The sequence below is a fragment of the Dyadobacter sediminis genome (genome assembly GCF_005860765.1).
Lineage (GTDB): Bacteria > Bacteroidota > Bacteroidia > Cytophagales > Spirosomataceae > Dyadobacter > Dyadobacter sediminis.
This window is the reverse complement of sequence record NZ_VCEI01000025.1, coordinates 294257-313386: the sequence shown is the minus strand read 5'-3', so window position 1 is coordinate 313386 and position 19130 is coordinate 294257. Positions and strand designations below refer to the sequence as shown.

Here is a 19130-nt window from a genome sequence, read left to right as displayed (position 1 = left end):
TGTTTTAATATTCTAAATGCTACTTGATCCTTGTTTGTTCAAAATAGCTTACTGAGACTTACAGGATCTTAACAAAACACTTTTTGCTTCCGGCCCCATATTGAAAAGTAAATCAACAATACTTAAGTTACTCACAAAATCATTCCCGAAGGTTTGATAATAAGGTACTGGCTGATAATATTTGAATAAATTATTGCCTTTCCTGTTGTTTATAAGCGAAATATCATTAACCACACACTCCGGTCTATTTATTTCACCTGACAAATTGTACATGACTTCCTTTTTGACTCCAACCAATTTAAGACAAAATGTCAATAATTCATAATTCAGGTCAACAAGAAAAGCGAAATTCTTCTGGTAAATCCGTAGCAGCCCGGGTGCATAAAACTCATAAAACGGAGACTTCCCGTATGCCGATTTAAAACATCCCAGGTGACGACGTACCCAGTCCTGATTGTAATCGATTTTTACATCCTTTGTAAGACAGCCCGCTTCATAACTTTTGACCGGTACCGTCAATACATCAATTTTATTTGTAGTAAGCACTTTACAGCGGTTGCGGTAAGTTTGCTTCACATACCTTTCTTCAATATCAACGTGAATACGGTCGTACTGTAGTATACAGGTGAAATATTCCAGACAAGGCAAATACTGCAGTTCAAGCCGCACTTCCCGGCACTGTTTGTTTATAGAAAAAAAATCCGGCACTACCAAATATGCTAAAGGCTTATGATATTATCAAAAAATTCATAATAATTATTTTACCAAAACCGCCTTGTTCATGAACGGCTTAAATCATTACAATTCTGATTTCACAGGAAAACACTCACATCGCCCAGGCCTTCCCGAACAATTTCAAAATTCCCGGAATCCGCTTTTACAATCGTGGATGCAACATTTCCGCCATATCCGCCATCAACAACCATGTCCACCTGATGCTGAAACTTTTCGTATATTAATTCCGGATCAGTAGAATACTCGATAACTTCATCGTCATCTTTTATCGAAGTTGTTACAATCGGATTGCCCAGCTGTTTTACAATCAGCCTCGGAATAAGGTTGTCCGGAACACGGATCCCAACGGTTTTCTTGTTTGTATTCAGTAATTTCGGAACGTTGCTGGTGGCTTCCAGAATGAAAGTGTAAGGTCCCGGCAAAACCCGTTTCATGATTTTGAAAGCTGCGTTCTCAACTCTGGCAAAATCGGATATGTGGCTGAGATCGTAGCATATGAATGAAAAATCATTTTTTTGCGGCTTAATACCCTTGATCCTGGCGATCCGCTCCACTGCCCGTGCATTATAAATATCACAGCCCAGACCATACACCGTATCCGTAGGATAAATAACCAGACCACCGTCCCGAAGGCAGTTTACAACCTGCAGGATTCTTCTTTCATCGGGATTCTGGGGGTAAATTTTAATAAATTCAGCAGGCATAGAAAAAATTCTCTTTATAATTTAACAATCACAAAGCACAAATCCTTCCTGATTATCCAACTTTTTTTAAGTTTTTTAGATAAAAACGATACAGGGAATTCACCGGAAGACGTAATCTGCACAGTACCATAATCAGTTCCGTTTGCCAGCCGGGATTCTCAATGTAGTTTAAAAGCTTGCAAAACTGCTCTGCAAGTTCGAATTCTCCGGCATACAGACATTTTCTGATAAACGTACGTATTCTGGCAGCAAGCAGATCAAATTCCTCCTGATCGCGGTTCAGATCATATGCTTTGTTACAAACTTCGTAACACGAAAAAAGGATTCCACTTCCTTTCTGATACACCCTGGCCGATAAAGAACCAGGCACCATTCTCTTTTTGGTAAGAACCTCATCCAGATAAAAATAGTGAAACTGTGCCGACGAACGGACCCAGAAATCAAAATCTTCAAAATGGAGCGATTCATCGTAACCGCCCAGATAATGCAGCACGGATGTCCGCATCATCATGGTCGGCGTACAAATGAAATATTTTTCCAGGACATTCTTGTAAACATCACCGGACGGTACTTTCTGCAGGGATTTTCCATTGACATCAACCGGATAATGCGTCTTCTTTTCCTTTCCGTCCGTATCAATATAAACCGCATTGGTAAAAACCACGGCGTAGTCATCTGTAAGTGCTTCGAATGATTTTACCTGTTTTGCAACGCGTTCCGGCATCAGCACGTCATCGCCGGAAAGATCAATGGCATATTTCCCGTACGCAGCCGCAAGCCCCTGGTTGAATGCTTTGCAAAGGCCCTTATTATTTGCGTTTTTAATCAGCAGGAAAGCGGGGGAAGTTTCTTTGTATTGTTCAATGATAGACAAAGTCCTGTCGGTGCTGGCATTGTCAATAACAATAAGCTGAATGGCGGGATAAGTCTGCTGGCGAACGGATTCAAGGGCTTCTCCGATGTACTTTTCCTGATTATAGGCCGTCAGGATAATGCTGACTTCAGGTTGTTGTTTCTCTTCCATTTCAGATCGCTGTCATACCGGTTCCACACCTTCAACGGCATGGAAACAAACCTGATTTCAGCCGCAGTTCACAAAATTATCAACAATGAAGATAAATATGCCGGATAGTTATTTTACGGCAAATCAATGTATCAACGATCGCTGTTTTCTGGTTGCAGCCAGAATTCCGGCATTGATTTCAAAGCCGAGGATGATTACAAATGCCAGCAGATACAGCCAGATCATAAGCGCAATCATGGTGCCGATGGAACCGTAAAGTTTGTTGTAGGAACTGAAATTGGAAAGGTAAAATGAAAACCCGTAAGTAGCCGCAATGATGAGGATGGAAGCAACAATGGAACCTGTATTGACAAAATTTTGCTGCCTGCCGTGCGTCGGGGCAAACCGGTAAATAAAGGAAATCGTCAGCATCAGCGATCCGAAACTGATCAGGTAACGGGTGATGTTCAGAAGCACGATAATCCAGTTGTCTTTCAGCATATGCCATTCACTTACAATATGCATGACGCCGTCTCCGACAATGAGCAGAATAACCGAAAGGAAAAGCACTGCAATCAGCAGCAAGGTAAGCAGCGTGGCAATTCCTCTGCTTTTCAGAAAACCCCTCGTTTCCACGTCTTCATAAACCATATCAAACGAACGCATGAGCGACATCATTCCGTTGGTTGAAGCAATCATGGCAAATATGAAACCGAATGAAAGCACGCCTTTGCGCGGCCGGCTGATGATATCCATAATGGTCTGATCGGCATCCTCGTAAATTCCTCTCGGAATATTCTCGCGCAGCATTTCCATAATCTGCTGATCCAGATTTTCGATCGGAATGTAGGGAATCAGTGTAAAAAGGAAAATAATGGCCGGAAAGGAAGCAAGCGTCAGGCTGTAAGCCACGGCCGAGGCACGCTGGTCTATGTCAAATTTATCATTGCTTTTTACCAGATTAAGCAGCACGTCATACAATGAAACCGTTTTGCCGAGCAGCAACGGCCTCTGCAGCCAAAGGATAATCTGCTTGACATATCGGTTTCTCAACAGCTTCTCAAGCATATACTGTTTTCTGTTTATTTCCGGATTCAAAAATAACCTCTCAGTTTGTCAAGCAGCTTTTCGGGTGCCATGCAAAGCTTGCCGTTATCCCGTCTTTGAAAAACAAGCGTGGTCTCACCGGTATTGAGCAGCACATGGTGCTGATTTCGTATTTCGTAATGAAAAACGACCCGGATTCCCGGTATTTCGTTAAGTATGACCTTAATGCTGAGTTCATCGTCGTACCGCGCCGGCTTCAGATAACGCGATCGGTTTTCATAAACCGGCATCATAACGCCCTCATCTTCCATTGCCTTGTAATGAAAGTCCAGACTCCGCAATGCTTCTACCCTGCCGATTTCATAATAGCGCGCATAATTTCCATAATACACATAACCCATCTGGTCCGTATCGGCGTAGCGGACCCTTATTCCCTTTACTTCGTATGTGAACATGGTTATTTCATAATTTTCAATCTGTTCAATTCGGCCTGGTACATGCGCGCATTGTTCAGATGATCCGTATAATTGGTGGCAAATGCATGATAACCGGACAAATCGGCTTTGGCGCACATATATACATAATCATGCTTGTCGTAATTCAGAACGGCATTCAGCGAATTCAAATCAGCGACACGGATCGGGCCCGGCGGTAAACCGACATTGACATACGTATTGTAAGGCGAAATGATTCGCAGCTGATCGTTCAGAATGCGTTTGATGCCGAAGTTCTGCAATGCAAATTTAATTGTCGGATCAGCCTGCAATGGCATTTGTGCGTGCAGCCTGTTGATGTACAGCCCTGCTACTTTGGGCCTTTCGTCCACTTTCCGCGCCTGCTCCTCTTCTACAATAGATGCCAGGATCGAAACCTGCACAGGCGTGAGCCCGATTTCTTTTGCTTTTGCAATTTTTTCGTCCGTCCAGAATTTCTTGTATTCACTATGCATCCGGTCCAGAAACTTTTCCGTACCGGTTGTCCAGTAAATGTCATACGTATTGGGCAAAAACATGGAAACAATTGTCAGGGTGTCCAATCCGTATTTGCGGCAAACCTCCGGGCTGTTGAGCGCCTTCCGGAAATTGTCTTCACCGAATTCAAACCGGTTTCCGATTCTTTTGATCAGGTCTTCTTTCAGCCGGATGTTGTTGAAAGTAAGCCGTACCGCATCCTGATTGCCTGAAATCAGCTTTTTGATAACGATGTAATTATTGGAATTCGGCTTGATGACATACCTTCCGGGTTTTACTTTATCGGGGTACTTCAGCAGTTTGGCCAGAAACTGAAACGAGATATGGTCATTGATCACTTCATGCTTGTTAAGCGTGTCCAGAACCGTTTTGTAAGTGGCGCCTTCAGGAATCAGTAATGCAAAGCTGGTTTGTTTGTCGACCTGCAGATTGGGCGTTTTAAAAATCTGCCAGAAGTAAAAAGTGAAAGTGGTTGTAAGAATGGCCAGTGTGACAAACAATCCTACCTTGAAATTACGGGACATGTGTTTTTTGCTTTTGGCTGTCAGCGCATGGCTGCAAGCTGCGATAAATGATTTTTAAACAAAAAATTAAAGGTTATTTTCAAAAGGTATATTAAAACGCTTTGCCAGTTCATCTAATGACAAAACGACAGGTTCCAGCAAAGCGATTCCATTTGTAAACCGGTCTGCTTCCGCTTCGCGTTCCGGATCGCCGGGAATCAGCACTTTCTGTCCTTCAACTGCCTTTGCGCCGCGAAAAGCACGGATCCATTTGTCCATATCTTTTTTAAACTCCTCTGCCGGACGAAACCCGTCGATCCGCATGGCGCCCAGAAAATGACCTGTTCCCAGACCGACCCCTTCCTGTGCATTCATAAACCCGGCCGTTGCAAACGGCGGCACCCAAGGGCCAAAGTTGGCGCCTGACAAAACGCCTGAAAAAATATCCACAATGGCGCCCAGCCCGTATCCCTTATGGCTTCCGTGCTCGCGGTCAGAACCGAGCGGCAATAATCCGCCGCCGCTCTTGACGGCATTGGAATCCGTTGTTGCGTTGCCTTCTGCGTCCTGCGCCCAACCGAGCGGAGCAGGCAACCCTTTGCGCTGAAGAATTTCAAATTTGCCGTAAGCCACTGCCGTAGACGCAAAGTCTGCCACGAAAGGAGGCTCTTCCAGAGCCGGAACTGCCACCGCAACTGGATTGGTACCCAGCAGTTTTTCAAGTGAGAAAGTAGGCGTTACCAAAGGCGCGGCGTTGGTCATCGTCCAGCCGATCATCTCTTTTTCCAGCGCCAGCATGGCATGATAACCGGCGATTCCAAAGTGATTGGAATTGCGTACGGAAACCCAGCCGGAACCGACTTTTTCCGCCTTTTCCATGGCAACTTCCATGGCTTTCGGCGCTACGACCAGTCCCAGTCCGCGATCTCCGTCTACAACGGCGGTACTTGGCGTTTCATAAACGACTTTTATCTCCGGTTTGGGATTTAGCCTTCCGTGATCGTACAGGCGTACGTAGCCGGCCAGCCGTGCAATGCCGTGCGAATCCACACCGCGCAGATCTGCACTGACCAGCACCTGAGCGGCCAGCTTGGCTTCCTGCTCCGGACAACCGATGGCAAGGAAAACTTCTTCTGTAAAATGTTTTAAATAGCCGGCCTGATACATATAATTCAATTGAATGAACTTCTGATTAATTTTATACGCGTATTCTGAAATGCGGTTTGAAGCGCGAAGCTGCAAATATCCTAATTCAATCGGCATAGTCCAATTTTTCATATTGCGGATCTGCTTTTTATTGGTCCCGGCAAAAACAGATGCAGGATCTGTTCTGTTTGTAAAAACCTATTCTTTTGACTTACAGTAATTTCCAAAATAATTATCAGATCAATTTTAATGGAAGGAAAAAATTCTCTTTTAAAACGAATCATCCGCTACTTCATTCGCGGGCTTGTTCTCGTTGCGCCGCTTTATGTCACTTTACTGATCATATGGACTGGAATCGAGTATCTGGACAACATCATTCCGATCAACATTCCCGTTTCCGGCAACCAGTATCTGTATCTGCCCGGACTGGGTTTTCTGATTATTCTGCTGGGAATTATCCTGCTTGGCTTTTTCTTTTCCACCATTGTGCCGCAGTCGTTTTTCAGCTTTGCAGAAAGTATCCTGCGCCGTGTGCCGCTTGTCAGTCTTATTTATTATTCGATCAAAGACCTTATCCTTGCTTTTGTAGGCGACAAGAAGAAATTCAACCAGCCGGTTCTTGTGACGATGTACAAGGATACGCAAATAAAAAAGATCGGTTTTATTACGCAGAATGACCTCAGCCATTTGAAAATTAATGGTCATGTTGCCGTGTACATGCCTTTGTCTTACTCTTTGTCCGGCGAGCTCTTCATCGTTCCCGCAGAGCAGGTTACGCCTCTGGAAGTTGCCTCGACGGACATCATGAAAATGGTGATTTCAGGCGGTGTGTCCGTCAAAGTCCCAAAGGAAGAAACCATGGAAGAAGATTGATCCAAAGCATATAAATTGAGCAACAATGCAACACTTTTGCCCGTTTAAAAGAATGATTCCCTATATTTGAACCATTCTTTTTACGCTATGAGACAAATACTTGCTATTGTCCTTTTACTTTTCCTGGGGAATCTGACAGCATGGTCGCAGGATCATTATGACCCTAAAAAAGCACTTTCCAGCGAAGAACTTTTCCTCAAACAGAATAATACCAATCGGATTATTGCCTCTCCTGGCCAAAAATACCTGGTTCTCGACGCCTCGCCCGTGATCGGCGGATTTCATCGTTACCGTTTTTTCCCGGGCGATAATATCAAGTTCAGGATGCGCAACGAAACCATCCGCTTCAATGAAACCATTGCCGGCGTAACCGATTCTTCTTTCAGCATTGCCGTTATCAACGAGGCTGTCGGCAGAATGGACTACCAGGAAGTGCTGCTGAAAGATGTGCGTTTGCTGAAAGTTTCACGTCAGATTCCTTTTATCTCGCAGGCTGCGCCGCTTCTGCCACTTGCAGGGCTTATTTACATCGGAGCCGATTTTTTCAATAAAGGTGTTGACAACAAACGATATACAACCGACGGATCTTCGCTGATCGTCGGAGGCTCGCTGATGGCAGCCGGATTTTTCTGTTACAAACTGACCTTTTCTTCTCTCAAAATAAACGGAAGAAACAAGCTGAAAGTCCTGGAAACCTATTGAATTGTTAAACCGCTGCCGAGCAGTTCGGCATTCTTGTACTAATCTGATTTTTTGAAGTGAAATCCATTATTGTCCATCCTCCAAAGCAACCCATACGCACCGAAATACGCCTTGCCGCTTCCAAAAGTGAATGCAACCGTGCCCTGATCATCAATGCCCTCACGGGTTTTCAATGCGCGCTTTCCAATATTTCAGAAGCAAGGGATTCACAAACCATGCAGCGGCTTCTGCAGTCGGATGACTATACAGCGGACGTTATTGATGCAGGAACAACCATGCGTTTTCTGACGGCATATTTTGCGGTTACCAATCAGAAAAAAAGAATGACGGGAACACCGAGAATGTGTGAACGCCCGATCGGGATTCTGGTGGATGCATTGCGGATTTTAGGCGCAGATATCGAGTACGAGCAGAATGAGGGTTATCCGCCGTTAAAGCTGAACGGATTTACATATTCCGGAACCAACGAGCTTGTCATGCGCGGCGATGTGAGCAGCCAGTATATTTCTGCATTGCTGCTGATTGCGCCGGAATTGCCTGATGGGCTGACAATCAGACTCGAAGGGGAAGTCGGTTCAAGGCCATACATTGAAATGACACTGAATCAGATGGCGCATTTTGGTATTGAATATCAGGCAGACTGGCAAACGAACACGCTGACGATTCCGCCTTACAAATATCAGCCGCAATCTTACAGCATTGAATCGGATTGGTCCGGCGCAAGTTACTGGTACAGCATTGTAGCGCTTGCCACCGATGCAGAAGTGGAATTGCTCGGGCTGAAAAAAAATTCTCTGCAAGGTGACAGTGCCATTGCAGAAATCATGCGGAATCTGGGTGTGGAAAGCGTATTTACAGAAGGGGGTGTATTACTGACTAAAATTCCGGGAGCCGCATCCATTGGCTGGGACTTTACAAACTGCCCGGATCTTGCACAAACCATTGCCGTATGCTGCGGACTGAAAGATATCAAGCTTTCATTAACCGGCATTGAAAGCTTGAAAATCAAGGAAACAGATCGCGTTCTTGCTTTGCAGAATGAACTTGTAAAACTTGGTGCCGAACTGAAAGAAATCGAGAAAGATCATCTTTACGAAGTTTCCATAATAAAAAATGCATCGCTTTCGGAGCTGCCTTCCATTCACACGTATGACGATCACCGAATGGCAATGGCTTTTGCACCGGCAGGTATGATCAGTCCTGTACGCATTGAAGAGCCGGGCGTTGTGGTGAAATCGTATCCGGGATTCTGGAAAGATCTGGCCAGAATCACCACGCTGGAAGAAGAATAACTTTCAGGTATGCTGAAACATTACGCCTTTTCGCTTCTTGTTTTATCATTTTTTATCATTTCCTGTTCCGGCCCACACAAGCCGGAACAGCTGAAAGAACCCGGCTATGCTCCGCTGGAAGCCGGAAACTTTTCGGAATTCAATGTTGAAAAAACAACCTATGTTTCCGGCCAGCCCGATAAAATCACAAAGCATGTGATCCGGCAGCTTACCCAGACTCCGTTTACAGATTCTGAAGGCAATTCGGTTTTCCCTCAACAATATGCAACGCTGAATACAGATCAATCGTGGCAAACGGACTCTGTAACAGTTTCATGGCATTCGGCAAATAAAGTTTTTGCACAAGAAAACGGCCGTACTGTTGTAAAGATGATCCTTCCGGCTGCAGAAGGTTTGCAATGGAACGGCAACGAATACAATACTTCCGGCAAATGCATGTTTGAAGAAAGCCAAGTAAAAAAGCATTATCAAACCGGTTCTTTGTTTTTCCCCAATACAGTTACGGTGATCCGGCAAAACGATTCCACACTTTTGTCCAGAAGCAAGTATACCGAAACGTATGCTGCGGGCGTTGGTCTGATATGCCGCGAGCAAATTTACCTGCGCTATTGTTATGATGGCGATTGTCTTGGAAAAGGGATTGTCAGTTCGGGCTGGAAAAAAATCACTAGCATCAGAAAATCCGGAAAGCAATGATCAGAACTTTACTTGCTGCATTTGTTACATTTTCACTGATTTCATTTCACAGTTTTGCACAAAGCAACCCACGGTATCTCGTCCTGTACAAGGACAAGATAAATTCTCCTTTTTCAACAGACAAACCTTCCGATTTTCTGTCCGAACGTGCCATTATGCGGAGAACACGGCAGAATATTGCATTGACAACACGCGATTTCCCCGTAAACCCGGCGTACGTAACGGCTGTAAAACAAACGGGTGCCGCCATTGTATTTTCCTCGCGCTGGTTTAACGGTTCCGTTGTTGAAGCTTCCGTCGCACAACTGGAAGCGATTAAAAAACTTCCTTTTTACAAAGGAATCGAACTTAATCTTCCCGTTGCTAATCTAAATTCAAAATCCGAAGGTGTCGAACGCATCCATGCCGGAAGCCGAAAACTGGAAACTGAAGAGGATCTGGACTACGGAAGCATGAATGCCCAGCTTGCGCTCATGCAAGTAGCGCAACATCACCAGAAAGGGTATCATGGCGAAAATATGCTCATTGCTGTGATGGACAACGGATTCAACAGCGGCGATAAAGTCGGCTTTTTAAAACCGCTCCGCGATGAAAACCGGATTGTTGACACGTATGATTTCATGGCGCGCGAAAGCAACGTTTACAATGACGGCTCGCATGGCCTGAACGTATTGTCAACAATGGCCGCTTACCTTCCCGGCACCATGATCGGAGCTGCCTTTAAGGCAAGTTATGCCTTGTACCGGTCTGAAAACGACTACATTGAATCACCGTACGAAGAAATTACATGGCTGATGGCCGCCGAACGTGCCGATAGCATCGGTGCGGATGTGATCAATACTTCGCTGGGCTACTCCTATTTCGACAATGAATTCAACAGGCCTGAATACAATTACACCTATGCCGATATGGATGGGAAAACAACCATTATCAGCCGGGCAGCACGATTTGCTACGCGTACAGGAATGCTGGTTGTATGCGCCGCCGGCAACGAAGGTGACAATGCATGGCATTATATAGCGGCACCTGCAGATGTGGATTCCGTTCTGACTGTGGGTGCAACCAATTACGAGCGCAGCTATGCACCGTTGAGTTCTGTCGGGCCGAATGCGGCCGGCCAGCAGAAGCCGGATGTGGCGGCGGTCGGGCTGCAGGCCGTTGCCGGTAACACAGCCGGGAATGTTTCGGGTTTGAACGGAACTTCGCTTGCTTCGCCGCAGATTGCAGGATTATGCGCCATTCTTTGGCAGGCTTATCCGCAGCTTACTGCGCAGGAAATTATCAAGGTGGTGAAAATGTCCGGGCACCAGGCTACCGCACCGGACAATCTGCTGGGCTACGGTGTTCCCGATCTGGTCAAAGCAGTGGAATATATCGACAGCAATTTCAAACCGCTGGGCACTGAAAGTGAAACGATCCGTCAAATTGTCATTGCGCCCAACCCGGCACAAAAAGAACTGGTATTAACGATTCCCGCTGCTTTGGTTGGAAAAAAAGCAAATCTTGCACTTTACGGCGTGAACGGCGCATCTTTGGGAAACATGGAATCGCAGCTTGCAGCAAGCCAGGTCATTTCCACGGCACATTTATCTTCCGGACTTTATTTTCTCAGAATCCGCGTCAATAATCAGGAAAGGGCCTTGAAATTTATAAAGCAATAGTTTTCCTGAACATCCGCATGATGGATTCCGAGTTATTGAGTTTTTCAATATCTGCCACCGGAACCCAGCGGACGTCCATGGATTCATCGTTCAGAACAATGGATTGCCCGGGCTCTGCCCTGAACAGGAAGCGTACGTCATAATGATTATGCGCAGGCAAATTGTTCCTTTCCGGGATCAGATGAATGTCTACATCAAAAATCCCTTTTTTGTATAATGCAAGCTGTTCTATGCCAGTTTCTTCACTGATTTCCTTGCGTGCAACCGCTTCCACATCCGGATCGCCGTCACAATGGCCACCGGGCTGAAACCAGCGGTCCAGCTTGCGGTGATGCAGCATCAAAACTGAACTCCTATCAGCAGAAAGTACCCAGCCGGAAGCCGTTACATGCCCCGTAAGCAGCGTTCGTTCAAAGCATTCGGGATTGTTCCTGACAAAATCCAGCATTTCCCGGTACATATTATTTTCATTTCCGTTTTCCGGTTCATACGCGCCGAGCAGGGATAATAAACTGTTTCGCTTCATGTAGGCTATGTAATTATTTCATTCTAATTTCACCGCAAGTTTAATACATCAGGAATAAACCATTTGTCAGAAATGAAAAAGTATCTGTTATCTGTTTGCTTTACCGCTTTGCTTGCAACCAGTTCCATGTCACAGCGCACACCGCAGCCAAGTCCCGCAGCCGGCGTGATGCAGACGATCGGCGTTACGGATTTTAGCATAAAATATTCAAAGCCAAGCCTGAAAGGACGAAAGGTTTTTGCAGACAGCTCCGAACTGGCACCGTATAACCAGCTTTGGCGCACCGGAGCCAATATGGCCACCATTTTCGAATCGAGCACGGAATTTTCTTTCGGCGACAAAAAAGTACCTGCCGGAAAATATGCGCTTTTCTCCATTCCTTCCGGCGCAGCATGGACGGTCATTCTGAATAAAAACTACAATCAGCCGGGAACCAACGATTATAAAGAAACGGAAGATGCAGCCCGCATCATGGTTTACCCGACTTCAGGTGAATTTACAGAATCGTTCAAAATTGACATTTCACCGCTTTCCGACAGCAGCGCCGTCATGGATCTTGCATGGTCATCGGTCCACATTCCGGTTCCGCTTTCGGTAAGTACAGAAAGCCTGACGATGACAGCACTGAACAAGGCCGTTGCCGAAAAGCCGGAAGACGTAGCTACTTTACAAAGCGCAGCCGGCTATATGCTGTCAAAAGGGAAAGACCTGCAGGTCGCGCTTTCACTGGCCGACAAAGCCATCGGATTGAAGGAATCCTTTTCCAACTTATGGCTGAAAGCGCAGATTTTGAACAAACTTGGAAAGGTTAATGAAGCGCTTCCGGTTGCGCAGAAAGCCCTGGCTACAGGCAGCACTTCAGGCGAAGGCTCATTCAGTTTCTACAAAGGCCAGATTGAAAAAGGCATTGCCGAAATGCAGACAAAAGCCGCTTCTACAAAAGCAGTCGCTTCCGCGGCAAAGGTAAAAAAGAAGAAAAAGTAGTTGATAAAGAGCAATGAATAACGGCAGGCTTTTCCAGCCCTGCCGTTATTATCTGAAAAATTTCGGAACACTCCAGTGATACCGCACGGCCAGAATCCGGAGAATGATAATCACAAGTGATGCCGCAATGAATGCCGTGTTACGTTCCGCACCGAGCTTGTTCAGCAGCAAATAACTGCAGGCGCCTGTAAAGCAAGCCGTAGCATACACTTCCTTTCGATAGATAATGGGGATTTCGTTGGTCATGACATCGCGGAGCACGCCCCCCATAGTGGCAGTAAAAACACCCATAATCACGGCAATTTCCGGCTTCACACCAAGATTCAGCGCCTTTTCTGTTCCGATAATGGTAAAAAGTGCAATGCCGAACGTATCAAAAAGAAACATGGTTTTTCTTAACCTCAGCACAAATTTGTAAAATACCGAAGTGACCAGAATGCCGGCAATAATGGCATATATGATCGTAATATCGCTGATCCAGACCAGCGGATAACTGCCCAGCAGAATATCGCGCAGCGTTCCGCCGCCGATGGAAGAAATAAAAGCCGTAAAACTGGCACCAAACCAATCCTGATGCTTCTGGTCCTTAACCGCCAGCGCACCTGAAATGGCAAATGCAAAGGTTCCTGTTATTTCCAGAATATACTGAATGCCCATGCTGACTTTCTAGACTGCAACGGGGGCTTTAATGCCCGGCCATGGATTGTAATTCTGAAGTTCGAAATCTTCAAACTTGAAATCAAACACACTTTTCACGTCTGGATTGATGGCCATAACAGGCAATGCACGCGGCGTACGGCTCAGTTGCAGTTCAACTTGTTCTAGGTGATTCAGATAAATGTGCGTATCGCCGCCGGTCCAGATAAAATCTCCAAGATCCAGATCACATTCCTGCGCAATCATCATCGTAAGCAGCGCATAGCTCGCAATGTTGAACGGAACGCCCAGAAAAACATCCGCGCTGCGCTGATAAAGCTGGCAGGAAAGTTTGCCTCTGGTTTCGCCTGCGGCTTCATCCGGCGGTGCCACGTAAAACTGAAACAATGCATGGCAAGGCTGCAGCTTCATTTCCGACAGTTCAGAAGGGTTCCAGGCCGAAACCATAATGCGGCGGGAATCCGGCGTACTTTTCAGCTGTTTGAGAATTTCCTGAAGCTGGTCTACGGTTTTGCCGTTTGCGCCTTCCCAGCTGCGCCATTGCTTTCCGTAAACCGGGCCCAAGTCTCCGTTTTCGTCTGCCCATTCGTCCCAGATGGAAACGCCGTGTTCTTTCAGGTAAGCTATGTTGGTATCGCCGCGCAAAAACCACAGCAGTTCATAAATGATCGATTTGGTATGAACTTTCTTCGTCGTGACCAAAGGGAAACCGTCTTTCAGGTTGAAGCGCATCTGATAACCGAAAACGCTGATCGTACCGGTCCCGGTTCTGTCAGTCTTACGGACGCCGTTATCCAGTATATGGCGTAATAAATCGTGGTATTGCTGCATTTTATTGATAAAAAGCGCTTGAATTAAATCGGTTAAGCAGTTACAATTTCGATATCGTACGTGATCGTGGCAAGCGCTTCCAGCTGTGCAGTGGCTGAACAATACTTTTCCATCGACAAGGCCACCGCGCGGCTGATCTTGTTCTGATCCAGATCATTTCCTGCAAACTGGTAAATCAAATGAATTTTCCGGAACGGCTTTCGTTGCGTGTCTTCTTCCTGCACGCGGTCTCCTTCGGCCGAGATACGGAAATCTGTAATGTCCTGACGTTGTTTTTTAAGGATCAGAACCACGTCAATGGCACTGCAGCTGGCAAGCCCCATCAGCAACAATTCCATGGGCCGCACGCCGAGGTTGCTTCCGCCTATATCCGACGATGCATCGGTATGTACTTTGATTTCCGATGAGCCGCTTCCTTCAAAATGAAAGGCGTCATCCACACGAACAAGTTCTATTTTCATAATTTCTACTTCGGTTATTGTAATGGAGGTTTTGTTAATGACAAGATCGTTAACCCGTTATTGTCATCTAACCGTTCCTGTACTGATTTAATGCCTGTTTTTAGCCGATTCTGTTTTAATAAGGATTTGAGCTGTATCAAAGTTCAAATATACTTCATCAAACGTGATTCGGCTATTTGACGGAATAATTTAAAAACAAGTATAATCCTTGTATATTCGTTTTATCAAAAGATCAACGTTCTATAAATATGTTCAGACTATATTCGAGCATTCTGATTTCAGCCATTCTGTTTTCCAACTGTCAAAGCGAATCTGAATCAACGCCTGTTGAGGCCGAAAAACCTTTAACCCAGAAGGATTTGTCCGGAATGTATAAAGGTTACAAGGTTTTTAATAAATCAACCGAGGATTCTTCCGAAGTTTCCCTTAAGCTCAACTGGATTTCAGATAACAAAATGAAGCTGGAAGAAATTACGCCGTACAATTACACGACGCAGATTGACATGACCGGCTTTGACTTTGTGTATGACCGCGGTATTGGCGAAGATGAATGCGGCGCCACGTCGCTGACAGGAACCGGAAGCTTCAAGGGAACGCAGCTTTATCTGATTGAAACAATTAAATGTGTGAACGGCAACGGCCCTGATAAATTCATGGAATACCGTGTAAAAAAAATCCAGTAGGAAACAATTCCGGCAAAATGTGGAAAGAAGAAGATAACATACTGAAAAAAAGTTTCACTTTCAGGAATTTCAGGGAAGCTTTCCGGTTCATGACCGAAGTGGCTTTCATTGCCGATGAAATGGACCACCATCCGTTCTGGACCAATTCCTATAATAAAGTCAGCTTTGAACTGAATACACACGATGCAGGAAACGTTGTTACAGAAAAAGACAGAAACCTTGCTGCTGCAATCGACGAAACCTTTAAAAAATTTGAATAAAATAACCGCGCGGCTGACGGATCAATATATGCCGGTCAGAATATAGATGAAACTTTACATTGTTCCCACACCGATCGGCAATCTTGAAGATATTACGCTTCGCGCTGTCCATGTTCTGAAAAGTGTTGATGTTGTACTGGCCGAAGATACCCGTACATCCGGCACCTTGCTGAAACATCTTGGCATTTCCAAACCGATGCACAGCTATCATATTCACAATGAGCACCAAACCGTCATGCGCGTAACCGAGCGTATCCTGAAAGGTGAAACCATGGCGCTCATTTCCGACGCAGGCACGCCCGCCGTTTCCGACCCCGGTTTTCTGCTGGTACGCGAATGTATAAAACAGGGCGTAACCGTTGAATGCCTTCCGGGTCCGACGGCCTTTGTCCCCGCACTCGTCAATTCCGGACTCCCCTCCGACCGCTTCACTTTCGAAGGTTTTCTGCCGCATAAGAAAGGCCGGCAGACCCGTCTCCAAAATCTTGTACAGGAAGAAAGAACGATGGTTTTTTACGAATCGCCGCACAGACTTGTAAAGGCACTGCAGCAGTTTGCAGAATATTTCGGAAAAGAAAGGCAAGTAAGTGTTTCCAGGGAACTGACAAAAATATATGAAGAAAATGTCCGCGGCACTTTAGAGGAAGTAATTGCTTATTTTTCCGAAAAAACGGTGAAAGGCGAAATTGTGATCGTGCTGGCTGGAAAAGCAGAGGAAAAAAAGAAATCTGAAAAATACGAGGATTAAATATCCTGAATGACTGATATGAACCGACACCCGGAACGCATTTTATCCGATAAAAACACATTTTTTAAAAAGTACCAGGTCATCAGAAACCTTATTCTGTTTATTGCTATTTCGCTGATCCAGCATCCGCTTGCCTTTGCGCAGTTCGGTACATTGAGCCAGGAAGCAAAAGTAAGCCTGATTACAGTCGGGCCGGGACGGGAACTGTATTCGGGTTTCGGACATAGCGTCATCTGGATTTATGATCCGGTTCTGAAACTTGACAATGCTTACAGTTACGGTTCTTTCAGCTTTGAAACCGGAAATTTCTACGTCAAATTTCTAAGAGGTACTTTGCCTTATACGATTTCGGTTGCGCCGCTTGCCCCGCAATCCGCCTACTGGCGTGCTGAAAACCGGTCCATCAAAGAACAGGTCCTGAACCTTTCGACCAGCCAGAAACAAAAGCTTTACAACTTTCTGGAAAACAATCATTTACCTCAGAACAGGGAATATCAGTACAAGTTCTTTTACGATAACTGCGCCACAAGGCTGGCTGTTGCACTGAAAGCGGCATGCGGTGACAGCCTGGAATATGAAGGGTACAAACAGGAAAAACTGAGTTTCCGGCAATGGATCGACCGTTATGCCTATTTACAGAATCCATGGGCGGATTTCGGGATGGACCTTGCAATCGGAACGCCGTCGGATGAAATTGCCGATCCGGAACAGGCTACTTTTTTGCCGGACAACCTCAGCAAGGCCTTTTCAAAGGCACGCATGATTACACCGTGCGGAATTCTGCCGCTTGTGGCTTCCACAAAAGAACTGAACCGGGCCAACCCGATGAGCCGCAATCACCGTTTTACGCCCATGGTTGTGTTCTGGAGCCTGGCCATTTTTGTACTTGCCTTTACATACTGGCAGATCAGAAGACAGAAAGTCAATTTCACATTGGACAAAATCCTGTTTTCCATCGCCGGATTGACGGGCTGGCTGATTTTACTGTTATGGTTCGGGACCAATCACGGCGTCACGGCTTACAATTATGACATTCTGTGGGCATTTCCTTTATGGATGCCGCTTATTTTCTTTATCTCAGAAAACAGAAAACCATCGTGGTTCCAGTATTTATTGATATTCTACGGATTTCTTTTACTTTGCGCTACGGGCAATCTGATGAAGCACAACCTTGTACTGATACCCATTCTGCTGACGCTCATCATCAGGGTTTATTACATGAATAATACACTTTCTAAAATCCCTAATGGACAACATGACAATGGATCTGGAAAAGCTGACACAACAAACTATTGAAATCGTAAGGCAGGCTTCTTCCTTTATTCAGCGGGAAGCTGCACAGTTTTCACGCGATAAAATTGAATATAAAGATCTGAACAATCTGGTTTCCTACGTTGACAAGGAAGCTGAAAAACTGCTTGTTGCAGGGCTTAGCCAGTTGTTGCCGGAAGCAAGTTACATTACAGAAGAAGGAACTACAGGCCAGGAACCGGACCCGTCGGCACTGAACTGGATTATAGATCCGCTGGACGGCACTACCAATTTCATTCACGGCATTCCGGTTTACTGCGTCAGTGTTGGACTGGCCAAAGGAAAAGAACTGCTTGTAGGCGTGATTCATGAACCCAGTCTGGATGAAATGTTTTATGCCTGGCAGGGCGGCGGCGCGTGGTGCAACGGAAAAAAAATCAGTGTGAGCAACGTTCCGCTTCTGCAGGAAAGCCTGATCGCAACCGGTTTTCCATATGCCCGATTCGACAAGCAGAAACGCTATATGTACATTCTGGAACTGCTGATGCAGAAAACACACGGCATCCGCCGCATGGGTGCAGCAGCCGTAGACCTTGCCTATGTGGCAGCCGGCCGTTTTGATGGTTTCTATGAATACAATCTGAATTCCTGGGATATGGCCGCGGGCGTTTTACTGATCAAGGAAGCGGGCGGAAAAGTGACCGATTTCAAAGGAAGCGACAATTACCTTTTTGGTGGTGACATTGTTGCAGCTTCACGTGCTCCGCATCAGGAACTTGTGGATGTAATCCGGAGTAATTTCAACTGATCATACTTTTACGTTTTCATTTATTTCGAATACTAATGGACCTCGAACAGCTTCGTTACCCAATCGGAGAATTCAGATTTAAGGACAGTTATTCGCTGGCCGAAGTTAAATCCAACATTCAGATCATCAGTGCTTTGCCTTCGCGCTTTATCAATTTGCTCGGTGGCTGGGATGATGAAAAATACAATACGCCTTACCGTCCGGACGGCTGGACGATCCGGCAATTAATCCATCATGTTGCTGACAGCCATATCAATGCCTACACCAGATGCAGGCTGGCGCTGACGGAAGATAATCCGGTAATCAAACCGTATGATGAAGCTGCGTGGGCCGAATTGCCGGACGGAAAAGCAGCACAGGTTGAATTGTCTCTTCAGCTCATGCGCTATGTTCATTTAAGATGGGTTCTGCTCTTGAACTCCATGCAGGAAGCGGAATTGGCCAGAACTTATACGCATCCGGCGACAGGACGTGTTTTCAGGATGGACGAGGTTATTGCCAATTATGCTTGGCACAGCGAACATCATTATCAGCATGCTTTTCAGCTGGCAGTCAGGAACAATTGGCAGTAAGCGGTTGTTTGCAGGA

The 19130-nt window shown here is 45.7% G+C and carries 23 protein-coding genes; 12 read left to right on the top strand and 11 right to left on the bottom strand.

Annotated elements, in window-relative coordinates:
- Positions 1–48: 48 nt before the first annotated feature.
- The 7 genes from FEM55_RS13695 to FEM55_RS13665 all read right to left on the bottom strand — a co-directional run bounded on the left by FEM55_RS13695 (position 49) and on the right by FEM55_RS13665 (position 6130).
- A complete protein-coding gene (locus FEM55_RS13695) occupies positions 49–669 on the bottom strand; it encodes a WbqC family protein (RefSeq protein WP_229209253.1) in 621 nt (206 codons plus the stop codon).
- Between the two features lie 143 nt (positions 670–812).
- A complete protein-coding gene (locus FEM55_RS13690) occupies positions 813–1439 on the bottom strand; it encodes an L-threonylcarbamoyladenylate synthase (RefSeq protein WP_138281936.1) in 627 nt (208 codons plus the stop codon).
- Between the two features lie 52 nt (positions 1440–1491).
- Positions 1492–2463, bottom strand: coding sequence for a glycosyltransferase (locus FEM55_RS13685; RefSeq protein ID WP_138281935.1), 972 nt, complete (start codon positions 2461–2463; stop codon positions 1492–1494).
- Between the two features lie 123 nt (positions 2464–2586).
- A complete protein-coding gene (locus tag FEM55_RS13680; protein ID WP_138281934.1) occupies positions 2587–3510 on the bottom strand; it encodes a YihY/virulence factor BrkB family protein in 924 nt (307 codons plus the stop codon).
- Between the two features lie 26 nt (positions 3511–3536).
- Positions 3537–3944 carry an acyl-CoA thioesterase gene (locus FEM55_RS13675; protein WP_138281933.1) on the bottom strand — a complete coding sequence of 136 codons (408 nt, stop codon included), beginning with the start codon at positions 3942–3944 and terminating at the stop codon, positions 3537–3539.
- A gap of 2 nt (positions 3945–3946) precedes the next feature.
- Complete coding sequence (mltG, locus tag FEM55_RS13670) at positions 3947–4984, bottom strand: endolytic transglycosylase MltG (protein ID WP_138281932.1); 1038 nt, start codon at positions 4982–4984, stop codon at positions 3947–3949.
- Positions 4985–5050: 66 nt separating this feature from the next.
- The gene (locus tag FEM55_RS13665) at positions 5051–6130 is read right to left on the bottom strand and encodes an Ldh family oxidoreductase (protein ID WP_138282565.1); all 1080 of its coding nucleotides are present in this window, start codon (positions 6128–6130) and stop codon (positions 5051–5053) included.
- Positions 6131–6358: 228 nt separating this feature from the next.
- On the opposite strand from FEM55_RS13665, the gene FEM55_RS13660 reads away from it, so the two are divergent.
- The 5 genes from FEM55_RS13660 (at position 6359) to FEM55_RS13640 (ending at position 11333) form a co-directional block, all read left to right on the top strand.
- On the top strand, positions 6359–6982 hold the full coding sequence (locus FEM55_RS13660) for a DUF502 domain-containing protein (RefSeq protein ID WP_138281931.1): 624 nt from the start codon (positions 6359–6361) through the stop codon (positions 6980–6982).
- Between the two features lie 87 nt (positions 6983–7069).
- A complete protein-coding gene (locus FEM55_RS13655) occupies positions 7070–7684 on the top strand; it encodes a hypothetical protein (protein ID WP_138281930.1) in 615 nt (204 codons plus the stop codon).
- 56 nt (positions 7685–7740) lie between these two features.
- On the top strand, positions 7741–8976 hold the full coding sequence (locus tag FEM55_RS13650; RefSeq protein ID WP_138281929.1) for a 3-phosphoshikimate 1-carboxyvinyltransferase: 1236 nt from the start codon (positions 7741–7743) through the stop codon (positions 8974–8976).
- Between the two features lie 9 nt (positions 8977–8985).
- Entirely contained in the window at positions 8986–9672 is a 687-nt protein-coding gene (locus FEM55_RS13645) for a hypothetical protein (protein ID WP_138281928.1), read from the top strand.
- The gene (locus FEM55_RS13640) at positions 9669–11333 is read left to right on the top strand and encodes a S8 family peptidase (RefSeq protein WP_138281927.1); all 1665 of its coding nucleotides are present in this window, start codon (positions 9669–9671) and stop codon (positions 11331–11333) included. The genes FEM55_RS13645 and FEM55_RS13640 overlap by 4 nt, the downstream gene beginning before the upstream one ends.
- On the opposite strand, the gene FEM55_RS13635 is transcribed toward FEM55_RS13640, so the two are convergent.
- Positions 11320–11859 carry an NUDIX hydrolase gene (locus FEM55_RS13635; protein WP_138281926.1) on the bottom strand — a complete coding sequence of 180 codons (540 nt, stop codon included), beginning with the start codon at positions 11857–11859 and terminating at the stop codon, positions 11320–11322. The two genes, FEM55_RS13640 and FEM55_RS13635, sit on opposite strands and share 14 nt — an antisense overlap.
- 72 nt (positions 11860–11931) lie before the next feature.
- Here FEM55_RS13635 and FEM55_RS13630 point away from each other — a divergent pair, with 72 nt between their 5' ends.
- Complete coding sequence (locus FEM55_RS13630) at positions 11932–12843, top strand: DUF2911 domain-containing protein (RefSeq protein WP_138281925.1); 912 nt, start codon at positions 11932–11934, stop codon at positions 12841–12843.
- A 48-nt stretch (positions 12844–12891) separates the two neighbouring features.
- Here the strand turns inward: FEM55_RS13630 and FEM55_RS13625 are convergent, their stop codons facing one another.
- The 3 genes from FEM55_RS13625 to FEM55_RS13615 are packed head-to-tail and all read right to left on the bottom strand — an operon-like array spanning position 12892 to position 14792.
- Positions 12892–13500, bottom strand: coding sequence for a trimeric intracellular cation channel family protein (locus tag FEM55_RS13625; RefSeq protein ID WP_138281924.1), 609 nt, complete (start codon positions 13498–13500; stop codon positions 12892–12894).
- Between the two features lie 9 nt (positions 13501–13509).
- The gene (locus FEM55_RS13620; RefSeq protein WP_138281923.1) at positions 13510–14331 is read right to left on the bottom strand and encodes a thymidylate synthase; all 822 of its coding nucleotides are present in this window, start codon (positions 14329–14331) and stop codon (positions 13510–13512) included.
- Positions 14332–14363: 32 nt separating this feature from the next.
- Positions 14364–14792 (bottom strand): OsmC family protein, encoded by a 429-nt coding sequence (locus FEM55_RS13615; protein WP_138281922.1) that lies wholly within the window; start codon positions 14790–14792, stop codon positions 14364–14366.
- A gap of 248 nt (positions 14793–15040) precedes the next feature.
- Between FEM55_RS13615 and FEM55_RS13610 the strand changes: the two genes are divergently transcribed.
- Genes FEM55_RS13610 through FEM55_RS13585 form a run of 6 tightly spaced genes read left to right on the top strand, consistent with a single transcriptional unit; the run spans position 15041 to position 19114 of the window.
- The gene (locus tag FEM55_RS13610) at positions 15041–15475 is read left to right on the top strand and encodes a hypothetical protein (protein WP_138281921.1); all 435 of its coding nucleotides are present in this window, start codon (positions 15041–15043) and stop codon (positions 15473–15475) included.
- Positions 15476–15492: 17 nt separating this feature from the next.
- Positions 15493–15735, top strand: a complete 243-nt coding sequence (locus tag FEM55_RS13605) for a 4a-hydroxytetrahydrobiopterin dehydratase (protein ID WP_138281920.1) — start codon at positions 15493–15495, stop codon at positions 15733–15735.
- Positions 15736–15781: 46 nt separating this feature from the next.
- On the top strand, positions 15782–16483 hold the full coding sequence (rsmI, locus tag FEM55_RS13600; RefSeq protein WP_138281919.1) for a 16S rRNA (cytidine(1402)-2'-O)-methyltransferase: 702 nt from the start codon (positions 15782–15784) through the stop codon (positions 16481–16483).
- 18 nt (positions 16484–16501) lie between these two features.
- Entirely contained in the window at positions 16502–17779 is a 1278-nt protein-coding gene (locus FEM55_RS13595; RefSeq protein ID WP_138281918.1) for a lipoprotein N-acyltransferase Lnb domain-containing protein, read from the top strand.
- Positions 17745–18542 carry an inositol monophosphatase family protein gene (locus FEM55_RS13590; RefSeq protein WP_138282564.1) on the top strand — a complete coding sequence of 266 codons (798 nt, stop codon included), beginning with the start codon at positions 17745–17747 and terminating at the stop codon, positions 18540–18542. The genes FEM55_RS13595 and FEM55_RS13590 overlap by 35 nt, the downstream gene beginning before the upstream one ends.
- 35 nt (positions 18543–18577) lie before the next feature.
- The gene (locus tag FEM55_RS13585; RefSeq protein ID WP_138281917.1) at positions 18578–19114 is read left to right on the top strand and encodes a YfiT family bacillithiol transferase; all 537 of its coding nucleotides are present in this window, start codon (positions 18578–18580) and stop codon (positions 19112–19114) included.
- The last annotated feature ends 16 nt before the right edge of the window (positions 19115–19130 follow it).